We start from the raw sequence: 12,519 nt of genomic DNA on the forward strand, positions 1-12,519 counted from the left end.
AAAATTCAATCCTTCATTATGCTCTTTTGAGTGTAAAAACAGTAATTTCTGGTAAGATTCCAACGCGGCCCGGATAACCTAAAAATCCATAACCTACGTTTACATAAAGCTGTTGGTGTTGCTCTTGGTATAAACCTGCCCATTCTTTGTAAATGTATTGAACAGGGCTCCATTGTGCTTCTTTAAAACGTACACCAAACTGCATACCGTGGGTATGGCCACTAAACATTGCATCTATTTGAGGATATTTTTGAAGTACTTCCCCTCGCCAGTGTGAGGGATCGTGACTTAGCAAAAGTTTTACGGGCAAATCATCAGTGTGTTGTACCGCTAATTCCATTTTTCCGTATTTCGGAAAACGACCCATCCCCCAATTTTCTATACCGATAATGCCAATTTCTTCACCATCAACCTTTAACCTGCGGTTTTGGTTCATAAGCAAATCGTAACCCATTATTTTGTGAACATCTACCATGTCTTTCAGGTTTTTCGTTCTTGCAGGAGATGGATTTTTTCCGAAAGTATAATCCCCATAATCATGATTGCCCAAAGTAGAGTATACGCCCAGTGGAGCTTTTACCTTCGCAAAAATATCCTGATAATCCCTCACTTCATTGGTTAAGTTGTTTACCAAATCACCTGTGAAGAATACAAAATCTGGTTTTTCTGCCAACAGCATTTCTACACCTCCCTTAACGGCGGTTTTATTATAGAAACTACCTGAATGGATATCCGAAATTTGGGCCATGGTAATCCCGTCAAAAGCTTTTGGTAAATTAGGGAGGATCAGGTTTACCTTTCTGATCTGATAATCGTATGCGCCAGAAACAATGCCCCAGCTTAGCGAGGTAAGTGGAACAGCTGCGGCAACCAGTCCGGCTTTCACTAAAAATTCTGAACGGGTAATGGGCTCAGCCTCACTGATGGCCTGTGTTGCTGTGGGTTTGTTTTTCTTTTTAGTTATCCTTAATACCTTGATTATACCCCTTCTCAAATCATCAATCAGCAGGAATGGGAGCATAACCAGCTTACAGGCAACAGTTAGAAAGAAGGCTACCAGTATTACCGCACGCAGGGTGAGAAAAAGATTGAGATAGATTCCGCCAAACACGCCGATAATCAGCAGGAGGCTATATCCCCAATAGGTTATAGCGAAAAATTTCTTGGTATTGGGCTTCCATTTCTTAAAAACAGCAATTATGGCCTTATAACAGTAAATGTCAAATACAATTATGAAAATGCAGGCGGCCAGTAGTAGAGGTAATCTTCCCATTTTAGATATAATAGTGATATAAAAAAAGCTTTGAGCGATTCCTTTCATTGAAGAAATTGCTCAAAGCTAAATAAATTAAAGAAATTGGCGGCTATCGAAAGTCGTCTTCATCTTCCTGGTCAAATTCGGCATTAAACAAACTGCCAAACATATCTGAGAAGCCAAATCCACCGTTAAGGAAGTTCTTACTCAACTGCGAATATTCAGCAAGGCCGTGTAATACGAACTCCATCAATAACAGGGTTTGGTTTTCGCTTAATCTCGGATGGAACTTTTTAACCAAATCATATAAACTTGGTACACTCATCAATGCTTTTTTGTACTGGGCATTGGTTAAAGTATCCGTAACATCCAGATTATTTCCTTCAGTAAACCACTCTGCTATTTCAGTATATGGATTTGCATTTTTGCTTTTCTTTGCTTTCTCCGGATCCGGGAAATACCTTGCAAAATGAGATTTAATTGCTTTTCCAATTAGCGTGGTAGCTACATGAGCAGGACCTTCCAGTTCTCCTTCATATACCAATTCAATTTTGCCGGTTATGGCCGGAATGATTCCCGCTAAATCTGATAACCGCACAAAAGTGTCTTTTTCTCCAGCAATAATCATTCTGCGTTCTGCAGTACTGATTAAATTTTCGTAGGCAGATATCGTTAAACGGGCAGAAACTCCCGATTTTTGATCGATATATTCACTTTTTCTTGCTTCAAATGCAATCTGTTCGATTAAATCTTTAACCAGACCATCGGTTTCAATATTGGCTTTTTGTTCGGCAGTTAGTCTCGCCTCCTGAAAAGTGATTTTTCTGGAAATTTCAATGCTTTTAGGGTAATGCGTTAAAATCTGACTCTCAATTCTGTCTTTCAATGGTGTGACAATGCTTCCGCGATTGGTATAGTCTTCCGGATTAGCGGTAAATACAAACTGGATATCTAATGGTAAACGCAGTTTAAATCCTCTGATCTGGATATCCTTTTCCTGTAGCATGTTAAATAGGGCTACCTGAATACGTGCTTGTAAATCTGGTAGCTCATTAATCACAAAAATACCCCGGTGCGCCCTCGGAATTAAACCAAAGTGAATCACGCGTTCATCATTATAGGTTAATTTCAAGGTTGCAGCCTTAATCGGGTCAACATCCCCGATAAGATCAGCAACTGTTACATCTGGTGTGGCTAATTTCTCTGTATAGCGTTCATTTCTATGCAGCCAGGCAATTTCTGTATCATCACCTTTGGTTGCAATTTCATTTTTTGCATACCAGGATATAGGATTTAGGGGATCATCAAAAATTTCACTTCCCGCAACATAAGGAATATATTCATCCAGCAAATTAACCATCAGGCGGGCGATACGGGTTTTCGCCTGCCCGCGTAAGCCTAAGAGTAAAATGTTGTGGCGTGATAGTATAGCCGTTTGCAATTCAGGGATTACAGTTTCATCATAGCCTATAATACCTTCGAAATCTGCTTTATTTCCCCTCAGTTTTTTGATGAGGTTTTCACGCAGTTCTTCCTTAACAGATCTTGATTTATAGTCAGTTTTTTTGAGTTGGCCTAATGTTGTGTTTTGCATTTCGTCGTTTAATGTTTGAAGTTAATTTAGAGCAGTCCTTGTAATATTAACACGCAGGTTTTAAAGTTTTGGCTATTTCACAGTTCTTCTTCTGTTTTTGATATAATCTTCAAAAATGTATTCTCCCAGTCCATTTAGAGAACTGTAAAAAGCCCTTCCTCCATTAATTTGCGTAAACTGTCTCACAAATTGTTGTAAATACGGGTCTTTTGCAATCATAAATGTCGTAATCGGAATTTTTAACCGCTTACATTGAGCAGCCATGTTCAGTGTTTTGCTAATCACTTTGCGGTCTAAACCAATACTGTTTTTATAATACTTACCATTTTCCTTTAAGCAAGTGGGTTTGCCATCGGTAATCATGAAAATTTGTTTGTTATGCGTTTTACGTCTCCTCAGTAAATCTGTCGCCAGTTCGAGGCCTGCATAAGTATTGGTATGGTATGGGCCAACCTGGAGATAGGGCAGGTCCTTAACTGTAATAGGCCATGCATCATTGCCAAATACAACAATATCTAAGGTGTCTTTTGGGTATCTGGTTTTAATCAGTTCTGCAAGTGCCATAGCCACTTTTTTAGCTGGCGTAATGCGGTCTTCACCATATAAAATCATGGAATGGGAAATGTCGATCATCAAAACCGTTGAAGTAAGGGTTTTAAAATCCTTTTCTTCTACTTCGAGATCTCTTTCTGTTAAGGTGAAATTTCCGATACCATGATTGATTTGCGCATTGTGAATAGATGCAGTCATGTCAATCTGATCCAGGCTATCGCCAAAATTAAACTCTCGGCGATCGGCATTTTTCTCCTCACCAATACCCGATTGGTTACTGTTGTGGTTACCCTTGCCTGCTTTCTTAAGTTTTCCGAAAATCTCTTCTAATGCAGATTTGCGTATGGTTTGCTCAGTTTTAGCTGTAATCTTAAACTCACCTGTTTGGTTATCTTCAGTAAGGTAGCCTTTATCTTTTAGCTCATCAATAAAATCACCGATACCATAATCGTTATTAGTGAGTTTGTACTGTTTGTCCAGTTCGTTCAGCCAGCTCAAGGCTTCGGCAGCATCTCCGGCGGTATAATTGAGCAGCTCGCTAAATAATTTTAGCAACTCCTCAAAGCCCCCTTTGGGCGAATCGCCCGGCTTATAATCTGAAAAACGAAAACCTCTCATTTGCTTTTATTAACGAATAATCGAAGATAAAAGTTTCGTTTTGCATTAATTTAAGCGGGATGTCATAATGTAAGGTTAATGTTTAATTGTGTAAACTACCAACTGGTAACTGCTTAACTGTTTAATTGGTGAATTGCGGAAACTGTAAACTGCCATCTGTAAACTGCTAACTGGTAACTGGCATTAAAGCGCCATCTGATAAATCTTTTTATTATACTCCGGATTCGCGCCTGGTTGCGAGGCAACAAATGCTCCTACTTTGCAGGCATAATCCAGGATTCGCTCCATTGGATATCCTTGAAGATAACAGGCAATGAATGTAGCCAGGAAAGAGTCTCCAGCACCAACCGTATCCACCACCTGAACTTTGTATCCCCTGTGTTTAAAAAGCTTACCATCTTTTAGAACACAAGCTCCTTTATCACCCAAGGTTAAGCAAATGATATCTATGTTGAACTGATTGGAAAGTTGCTTAAGCAACTGCTCATCGCTGTTTCCTGTTAAGCCAAATGATTCTTTTACCCATAAAATCTCATCTTCATTAATTTTTAGGATGTTTGCCTGTTTAAGCAGTTCTTCAATCAATTCTTTGCTGTAAAATGGTTTTCGAAGATTAATGTCAAAAATCTTTGTCTTGGCGTACTTGAGCAAGCTAAGTACAGTATTCTTTGACGATTCTTCCCTGCATGTCAGACTGCAATACACCAATGCATCCGAGGATTTTACAGCCTCTATATTAGCATCATTTACTTTGATATCATCCCAGGCAACTGGTTCATTAATGGTATATGTAGCTTGATGCTGCTCATCCAGCTGAACTTCTACTGTACTCGTTGGTAGCTGAGGGTGTGCTTGAATCAGGTGTATGGGATATTGACTGGACTGTAAAAATGCAATAAGTTCATTGCCATTCTCATCATCGCCTACCGCGCTAATAAAGTTACTTTCTATATTTTGTTTATGGAGGTTTAAGGCCACGTTCATACTCGAACCTCCCGCTTTTTTCCCTTCGGGGAAAACATCCCAGAGGATCTCACCTATTGTAATAACTTTATGTTGCATGTGTATAGATTAAAGGCGTAAATAAAGAATTTTTAATGAGGGAACGAAATAATTGTTCATATCTTTATTGTGATCATTCAAGTTCTATTTACCATGAAAAAAATCTTAACCCTTGTCCTGCTGATTATCTCTTTCAATGGCTTTGCCCAAAATCAGAAAGATAAGCAAGCCGTATTGGATGTATTGGAGAAGCAAAGGATTGCCTGGAATAATGGCGATGTAGAAGCATATATGCAAGGCTATGCTAAAACAGATAGTTTACTTTTTGTAGGTAAAAGCGGACCAACATACGGCTGGCAAAAGACGCTCGATAACTATAAACGGGGCTATCCGGATAAAGCAGCGATGGGTTTTTTGACCTTTGGCATTAAAAAAGTAGAATTTTTAAGCAAAGAAACTGCTTTTGTTTTAGGAAGCTGGCACCTTAAGCGTGAAAAAGACGAACCCCAGGGATATTTTACACTTTTGTTGAAGAAAATTGCCGGGGAATGGAAAGTTGTGGTGGATCATTCAAGCTAATTGCCTAACCACATAAATCCTGAAAACTCAGCAAAAGTATTTTCAATTTTTCCCATCAAATCAATTTGTCAGGTATGTTTTTGCAATTCAGGAATTATCTGGTATCCTAACGCTTTTTTTTGTTGTATTTATTTGTAAAATAGTAAAGGCAAAAGAATGTGATTAATACCCCGAAAACAGATAGAATGATTACACTGTTAGTGAAAAATGTGACCCAGTTTAATTGAATTCTAAATATTTCTTTACTGATTAGTACCCCAATGCTACCTACATAACCGAATGAATCGGCGATGTATATTAAAAAGCCAACATTGCTGGCGTATTTGAAGGTAGAAATTAAGCGATCAAAGAAAATGGCATTAAAAGGAATATATACCATATACAAGCCTAAACCTACAGTGGTCATCCACCAGATGGGAGATAATAGCTGATACTTAAATAACAGGCTACAGGCTCCGGCAATGATAAATCCGGCGACAATAAAATAGTGAGCAGTTTGGAGTGCTGTAAAATTGTTTTTGATCAGCACCATACTTCCGATCAATATCAGTACAATTAAGGTGATTGGGGTTTCTGTTTTAGAGAACAGGGCAGGCTGATTAAAAAATCCCATCTCCTTCCACATTTCAGGACTAAAATTATCTCTGATGTCTCTAAAAATGGTAGCAAAGCAGTAAATAAACACGCAACCAACTAGTCCCCAAAAGAAGTCTTTAATAAACAGCCGTCTGTCCTGGCTATTCATAGGAATTCTGTTGGCCCGATATTCAATATCCAGATCGTTTGGTGCCGGGATTTTTTCCATCAGGTAGACGAAAAAGATAAGCGGTAACGCAAAAATTAAACCTGCATAAAAAGGAATCCAAAATTCATTAACGGCAAAGGTTAGTCCAATCCAGGCGCCAACGGATTTAACAAAACCTGAAGCGAATATAAAGCTTACAGCCAGGGTAGCGCCAATAAAATCTGTACTTTGTCTGCCTTCAACATAGGAGAAAACCACACCCCAGAGCATGCCCAGCGGAAAGCCGTTAATGAAAAGAAAAACTATATTATAGGGTGGAGGAACCAGTGCAAAAAACAACCAGCTTACCCAGGAAATACCTGTAAGCAGGAGAATTATTTTGCCCCTGCCAGTTCGTTTAAGTTCAGAAATGTATTTAATTCCATAAAACTTGGCCAGGAGATAACCAAGCATCTGACAGATAACCAGAATGGTTTTGTAATTATAGCCTATAACTGTGATTCCATCGAAGGTACCTACAGTAAAGGTTTTTCGGAAACCAAAGATCATGGTATAGGCCAGAAATACAACAATGGCTGCGTATAAGCCGGTTTTAATCTGGCCGTTAACTTTCAGTTGCTTGGTCATCTATATTTCGTTGGGTTTGATTATCGAAATATAGGATTAAATCGGTAGGAATGGAAACCGGCAATATTCTGATAAATATATCCGGCTATTCCCCTAATTTAAAATTCTTGTAATAGAAATCTTTATCCTCATCAGTAATCTCACGGATTACCTTGCATGGATTACCAAAAGCCAAAACATTATCCGGAATATCTCGTGTAACTACGCTGCCTGATCCAATTACTACGTTAGAACCGATTTTAACACCAGCATTGATGACAACGTTACCGCCAATCCATACACTGTTGCCAATCGTAACCGGCTGTGCCCATTCGTATTCCTGATCGCGGAGATGCGCATGAATTGGGTGTCCTGCGGTGTAGATGGCTACATTGGGTGCAATAAAAACATTATTCCCGATGCTTACTTTGGCGCAATCTAAAATAACCAGATTGAAGTTCGCATAAAAATTATCTCCAATCTCAATGTTATAACCATAATCACATCTGAAAGGAGGTTCAACATAAAACATCTTTTCTGTTTTACCAAAGAGCCTTTTAAGCAATTCTTTTCGTTGCTTAATGAACTTTGGTGCAAGGTTATTAAACTCATAAACAATTTCTCTTGCTTTTAACCTTTCTTTGGATAGTTCAGCGTCGCCTGCCTGATAGGCTTTACCTGCCAGCATTTTTTCTTTTTCCGTTTGTACGATAGATTCCATGGCGGCTAATTTAATGATAAAAGGATTTATAACCCATTCAAATAAAAAAACGGGATACCGTGGCCGATATCCCGTTCAAAATAAAGTATCAATAATCTATGGTTTACCTTTAGCTAAAGCGCTTTCGGCAATTTTAACCGCTTTTTTCTCTCTCCAATGGGCATATTTTTCTTTGAAAGCCATTTTAATCAAGCTATCAATAGCTCCGTGTGTGAATAAACTCCAAACACTGGCTACTTTACGGGTGATTGACTGATCCCAGGCCCTTAAACTCAGTGAGAATGATCCGTCAACGTATTTCATCCAATGCCACATTCCTGTTGGCATAAATAAAGTATCGCCATGCTCTAAAAACACTTCATATCCTTCAACCCCATTTAATGCAGGGAATTTTTCAAAATCCGGATTGTCAACTTTATAGTCTTCTAATGCATAGGTGGCATTTGGAAGGCAGTATAAACGATCTTTCCATTTATAATCGAACAGGATAATGTGCTTTCTTCCACCAAAATGCGTATGGAAAATATGCGGAAGATCGATGTCGTAATGTAAGAAGGTTACCGAGTTAGAACCCCCAAAAAACATAGCTGGCATACTTTCAATAAAGCCACCCATCAAATCTTTAGGGATTTTAATGTCGTTAATCAAACTCGGAACTTTTTTAAACAGGTTGAAGAAAAAGATTCTCAACTCTGTAGGCTCGCGCTTAATCAAATCCAGGTAATCGCCAAATTTCATATGTGCAGTAGCAGCATTGATTGGTTTGGATGGATCAGCTTTTGAATTATCATAAAGTGGAACCTCTAAATCTCCACCAATTTCTTTCAGATATTCAGTAGTCCATTTTTCTCTCGCAGGCCAATCTTTAGTTAAGCCTTTAATCACTAAGGGACGTTTAGTTTTCAGATAATTTTTCTTAAAATCCTCTGGAGTTATACTCTCAACTGTATCTACGGGTTTTAAAATGAAACTCATGTTTGCTATTCGGTTATTTGCAGCCGAATAGCAAAAGTGTAAATTTTATTTTACAAATAGAATATCCCAAAAGAAATGTGACGCAAATTACTTTAGCACTAATCCGTTTTACCTAAACAGAATTGTAATTCCGGTTTATAATTAAGCCAGCGCAGCTTCCTTGTTTTTAACGATTTCTTCATGTGCAGCATCCCAAAGATCAATGCGTTTTTGTAAGGCCGCTTTCGCTGTTTCTTCTGCGGCTAGCCAAAAATCTGGATCCACTGAACAAAGTTTCTCTGTCATGCTTAAAGCTAAGTGACTGTGGTGATCTCCATCCACCTCAATGTGGCGCTCCAAATAATATTTAAAGTCAGATACTTGTTCTGGTTGAGTACTGTTTAAATCATTTACCATGCTTAAAAACATGTTCGGAATCAGATCTTCACGACCAAAAGTAAAGCTGGCTGCCTGAAGATGTGTTTGGTTACTGTTTATGGTTTCAAAAGTAGCATTGATAAAAGCCCTTCCTGCAGCAGGTACCTGTGCAAGTTCAAAAGCCATTTCTAAGCTTCTGCCATTGTTTAAAGAAATGATGAATTTGTTAATCGTTGAGGTATCTGCACCACATTGCTCCATCGCATCAAGATACATTTCGAAATGGCTTTTAACCTGGCCATGTGCATCCACATCGGTTTCTTCACCGGCAACAATCTCATTGATAAGTTGTCTTGTAACGGCATCACCAACCGGAACCCAGGGTAATGTAGTACAGGTTAAGTTGATCTGCAATGACTTTAATAGTGACATAAAATCCCATACCGCATAAACATGGTGCTCCATAAAAATGCGAAGGTCTTCTAATTCACTAATTTCAGTGTAAACCTGGTGATTGATAATTTGCTGCCTTAAGGGCGCTATACTTTCCTGGATTTTAGTAATGTTGGGGTGCATCTCTTTTTTTAGTTTTTAATTTTCAGTCCGTTCGAATTGCTATCTCCAACACTCAACCTCAATTTTTATGTAATAGTTAGTTTTATTTATTGTAATAAGGTGTTTAGCATCGAATATTAGTATCAGGTATCATGAATAGAGACAGGAAAGCCTCTTGATGCATTTTAACTGCTCCTTACTTCTTGTGCTTAAAATTCCTGGCTAAACCTACCTCGGTAAACCCTTCTCAATGGCTCTATTTGCTCTTTTGATGGCCAGTTTTTCTTTCCAGCCCATGTATTTCTCGCGATAGTTGGCTTTCATAAAGTCGTCAAATTTACGTTGCAAAGTTAAGTTGTATAAACTTTTTGCTTTCACTTTCCAGCTTTTATCCCAGGCCCTTAAGCTAATGGAGAAAGAACCGTCCAGGTATTTCATCCAGTGCCAGTAACCGGTTGGCACAAATAAGGTATCACCATGGTCTAGAAAAGCTTCAACTCCCTGTACCCCCTTTAATGCAGGAAATTTGTCGAAATCTGGATTTTCAATATCATAATCTTCTAACGCATAGGTGGCGTATGGAATCTGGTACAGCCGATCTTTCCATTTATAGTCAAACAAAATGACATGTTTCCGTCCGTTGAAATGCGTATGGAAAATATGTGCTAAATCAATATCATAATGAAGAAAAGTAACAGAACCCTTTCCTCCAAAAAACATATTGGGATAACTATCCAAAAAGCCACCCATCAAGTCTTTCGGTGCAATGTAGTCATCCAGCAAACCAGGGGCATGTTTAATAGGATCAAAAAGGAAAATACGTAAATCAGTAGGGGTATTCTTAATAAGATCTATATAATCGGAAAATTTCATTTCCGCGGCAGAAGCATTGATCGGTTTTGAGGGATCAGCCTTTGAACTGTCATATAAGGGAACAGTTTTATCGCCAACAACCTCTTTCATGTACTCCAGTGTCCATTTTTGGTAAGCAGGCCATTTCTTAGCCATGTTTTTAATAACCAATGGCTTTCTGGGCGACAAATAATTTTTTTCAAAGTCAGCTTTTGTTATGTCTTCTACAACATCTATCGGAGATAAATCGAATTTCATGTTAAATTATTCTTAAGACAGGACAAAATTAAAAACATGAAAAGATCTAACAGCACAATTTAAAAATCGTGAAAATCAGCTGACAATTAATCGAAAAAAGTCAGAAAGTAACCACTAGGTGCAAAAAAAAACGCCCTTGCTTTTGGCAAGAACGTTCACTTATATTGGGGATGATTAACTATTTCGGCATTAGTACTGTATCCACAACATGGATAACACCGTTTTTCTGGTACACATTGGCAATGGTTACGGTACTGGTTCCACCTTTTTCATCTTTCAGAACCAATTTTTTACCTTCCATCCAGGCCCATAATTTGCCACCTTCAACAGTTGTTAATTCCGCTTTTCCATTACCTGCTTTAATTGCTGCGGCAATTGCTTTGCTATCCATTTTTCCTGCTACCACGTGGTAGGTTAAAATTTTAGTTAACGTAGCTTTGTTCTCTGGTTTTACTAAAGTTTCAACAGTTCCTTTTGGTAATTTATCGAAAGCTGCATTTGTAGGTGCAAAAACAGTGAAGGGACCAGCACTTTTTAGGGTCTCTACCAGGCCGGCAGCTTTAACTGCAGCAACTAAAGTGGTGTGGTCTTTAGAATTTACAGCATTATCTACAATGTCTTTCGTTGGGTACATAGCAGCACCACCAACCATTGGATTTTTCTGTGCGAAAACTTGGGTTGTAAATGCCATCACAGTAACGGCACATACAGTTAAAATTAATTTTTTCATTATTTCTATAATTTAATCGTTGTTGTTTGTCAGCATTTACGACGAGCTGCTATAACCCGGTTTTTATATTTATAGAAAAAATTAATAACAACCTGTTTTTCAGTTGATTAAAATTTGTTTTTGTGTTTTGTAAAGCTGCAGTAGTGCTCGTCGGAGGTGGCAATCCGTCTTTCCGCTAAATCTTTTTCTGCCAGGAAATGGCAAAAAAGTATACCGCTTCAATACGGTTTATTTTAGATCAGACAGTGGCAATGATCGAAGGTTGAATGCCTGATATGCTGGCTAAACTACTTTTGCTTCGCGTATTTTTTTAGAGAAAAATGCCGGAAAAAATCGCTTCAGAAAAATGGCTTTCGTTTCTTTCCCGCCTATGTAAACTTCTTCCTTCTTGGCGCTTATGGCTTTAACTATCTCTGATGCACACTTTTCAGCGCTCATTCCATTGGCCTGAGCATCGTCCATTGTACCTTGTGTTTGTCCTGAAGCAGTTAAGGCATTAACTGAAACCTGCGTTTTAATAAAACCAGGGCAAATGATGGATATGTCGATATTTTTATCATAAACCTCTGATCGTAAAGAATCGAAATAGCCATGTAAGGCGTGCTTGGAAGCTGAGTATGCAGAACGGAATTTGGTTCCAAATTTACCAACTAAACTGCTAACACAAACAATGTGGCCAGCACCATTGGCAATCATTACCGGAAGTACAGTTTTGCTCAATACAACAGTTCCCCAAAAGTTGGTATCCATTATTTTTTGCTCGGTCTCCAGGTTAGTTTCCATTGCTAAACTCCGCTGACTAACACCTCCGCTGTTGATCAATAAATCTATTCTCCCAAAGATCTTAACCGCGTCTTCAGCTTTGCTTTTTAAAAGCGCTGTTTCACTTAAATCAAAAGGTAAAACATGAACATTGAATGAGTTCTGACAATTGCTTTTCACCCGAAAGAGCTCATCGCGGTTACGACCCGAAATAATCAATTTATTTCCAGCTTTAAAATACTCATAAACCAAAGCCTCACCAATTCCTGATGAAGCACCTGTAATCCAAACAATTTTCGACATATTTCAATTTAATCATTCAAAAATCACCCGCTCTCTAATTCACTAATTTAATTAC

The 12,519-nt window shown here is 38.4% G+C and carries 12 protein-coding genes; 1 reads left to right on the plus strand and 11 read right to left on the minus strand.

The window, feature by feature from the left end; genetic code table 11:
• Positions 1-16 precede the first annotated feature (16 nt).
• The 4 genes from ACQY77_RS14695 to ACQY77_RS14710 form a co-directional block, all read right to left on the minus strand.
• The gene (locus tag ACQY77_RS14695; protein ID WP_421941407.1) at positions 17-1,273 is read right to left on the minus strand and encodes a metallophosphoesterase; all 1,257 of its coding nucleotides are present in this window, start codon (positions 1,271-1,273) and stop codon (positions 17-19) included.
• 91 nt (positions 1,274-1,364) lie between these two features.
• Entirely contained in the window at positions 1,365-2,849 is a 1,485-nt protein-coding gene (locus ACQY77_RS14700; RefSeq protein ID WP_421941406.1) for a sigma 54-interacting transcriptional regulator, read from the minus strand.
• 72 nt (positions 2,850-2,921) lie between these two features.
• Entirely contained in the window at positions 2,922-4,019 is a 1,098-nt protein-coding gene (locus ACQY77_RS14705; protein WP_421941405.1) for a vWA domain-containing protein, read from the minus strand.
• A 183-nt stretch (positions 4,020-4,202) separates the two neighbouring features.
• On the minus strand, positions 4,203-5,081 hold the full coding sequence (locus ACQY77_RS14710) for a carbohydrate kinase family protein (protein ID WP_421941404.1): 879 nt from the start codon (positions 5,079-5,081) through the stop codon (positions 4,203-4,205).
• A gap of 93 nt (positions 5,082-5,174) precedes the next feature.
• Here ACQY77_RS14710 and ACQY77_RS14715 point away from each other — a divergent pair, with 93 nt between their 5' ends.
• Positions 5,175-5,600, plus strand: coding sequence for a YybH family protein (locus ACQY77_RS14715; protein WP_421941403.1), 426 nt, complete (start codon positions 5,175-5,177; stop codon positions 5,598-5,600).
• Between the two features lie 106 nt (positions 5,601-5,706).
• On the opposite strand, the gene ACQY77_RS14720 is transcribed toward ACQY77_RS14715, so the two are convergent.
• The 7 genes from ACQY77_RS14720 to ACQY77_RS14750 form a co-directional block, all read right to left on the minus strand.
• Complete coding sequence (locus ACQY77_RS14720; RefSeq protein WP_421941402.1) at positions 5,707-6,972, minus strand: DUF5690 family protein; 1,266 nt, start codon at positions 6,970-6,972, stop codon at positions 5,707-5,709.
• An 85-nt stretch (positions 6,973-7,057) separates the two neighbouring features.
• Positions 7,058-7,672, minus strand: coding sequence for a sugar O-acetyltransferase (locus ACQY77_RS14725; protein WP_421941401.1), 615 nt, complete (start codon positions 7,670-7,672; stop codon positions 7,058-7,060).
• 96 nt (positions 7,673-7,768) lie between these two features.
• A complete protein-coding gene (locus ACQY77_RS14730; protein ID WP_421941400.1) occupies positions 7,769-8,647 on the minus strand; it encodes a cupin-like domain-containing protein in 879 nt (292 codons plus the stop codon).
• A gap of 141 nt (positions 8,648-8,788) precedes the next feature.
• Complete coding sequence (locus ACQY77_RS14735; protein WP_421941399.1) at positions 8,789-9,580, minus strand: DUF3050 domain-containing protein; 792 nt, start codon at positions 9,578-9,580, stop codon at positions 8,789-8,791.
• Between the two features lie 207 nt (positions 9,581-9,787).
• Positions 9,788-10,669: a cupin-like domain-containing protein gene (locus ACQY77_RS14740; RefSeq protein WP_421941398.1), complete on the minus strand. Its 882-nt coding sequence runs from the start codon at positions 10,667-10,669 to the stop codon at positions 9,788-9,790.
• A 178-nt stretch (positions 10,670-10,847) separates the two neighbouring features.
• Complete coding sequence (locus ACQY77_RS14745) at positions 10,848-11,399, minus strand: fasciclin domain-containing protein (protein WP_421941397.1); 552 nt, start codon at positions 11,397-11,399, stop codon at positions 10,848-10,850.
• Between the two features lie 282 nt (positions 11,400-11,681).
• Positions 11,682-12,464, minus strand: coding sequence for an SDR family oxidoreductase (locus tag ACQY77_RS14750; RefSeq protein ID WP_421941396.1), 783 nt, complete (start codon positions 12,462-12,464; stop codon positions 11,682-11,684).
• Positions 12,465-12,519: the final 55 nt, after the last annotated feature.

The sequence above is a fragment of the Pedobacter sp. genome (assembly GCF_965279535.1).
GTDB lineage: Bacteria > Bacteroidota > Bacteroidia > Sphingobacteriales > Sphingobacteriaceae > Pedobacter.

Coding starts and splice junctions, on each gene's coding strand:
- ACQY77_RS14695 (WP_421941407.1), bottom strand. CDS start 1,273: ATGGGAAGATTACCTCTACTACTGGCCGCCTGCATTTTCATAATTGTA.
- ACQY77_RS14700 (WP_421941406.1), bottom strand. CDS start 2,849: ATGCAAAACACAACATTAGGCCAACTCAAAAAAACTGACTATAAATCA.
- ACQY77_RS14705 (WP_421941405.1), bottom strand. CDS start 4,019: ATGAGAGGTTTTCGTTTTTCAGATTATAAGCCGGGCGATTCGCCCAAA.
- ACQY77_RS14710 (WP_421941404.1), bottom strand. CDS start 5,081: ATGCAACATAAAGTTATTACAATAGGTGAGATCCTCTGGGATGTTTTC.
- ACQY77_RS14715 (WP_421941403.1), top strand. CDS start 5,175: ATGAAAAAAATCTTAACCCTTGTCCTGCTGATTATCTCTTTCAATGGC.
- ACQY77_RS14720 (WP_421941402.1), bottom strand. CDS start 6,972: ATGACCAAGCAACTGAAAGTTAACGGCCAGATTAAAACCGGCTTATAC.
- ACQY77_RS14725 (WP_421941401.1), bottom strand. CDS start 7,672: ATGGAATCTATCGTACAAACGGAAAAAGAAAAAATGCTGGCAGGTAAA.
- ACQY77_RS14730 (WP_421941400.1), bottom strand. CDS start 8,647: ATGAGTTTCATTTTAAAACCCGTAGATACAGTTGAGAGTATAACTCCA.
- ACQY77_RS14735 (WP_421941399.1), bottom strand. CDS start 9,580: ATGCACCCCAACATTACTAAAATCCAGGAAAGTATAGCGCCCTTAAGG.
- ACQY77_RS14740 (WP_421941398.1), bottom strand. CDS start 10,669: ATGAAATTCGATTTATCTCCGATAGATGTTGTAGAAGACATAACAAAA.
- ACQY77_RS14745 (WP_421941397.1), bottom strand. CDS start 11,399: ATGAAAAAATTAATTTTAACTGTATGTGCCGTTACTGTGATGGCATTT.
- ACQY77_RS14750 (WP_421941396.1), bottom strand. CDS start 12,464: ATGTCGAAAATTGTTTGGATTACAGGTGCTTCATCAGGAATTGGTGAG.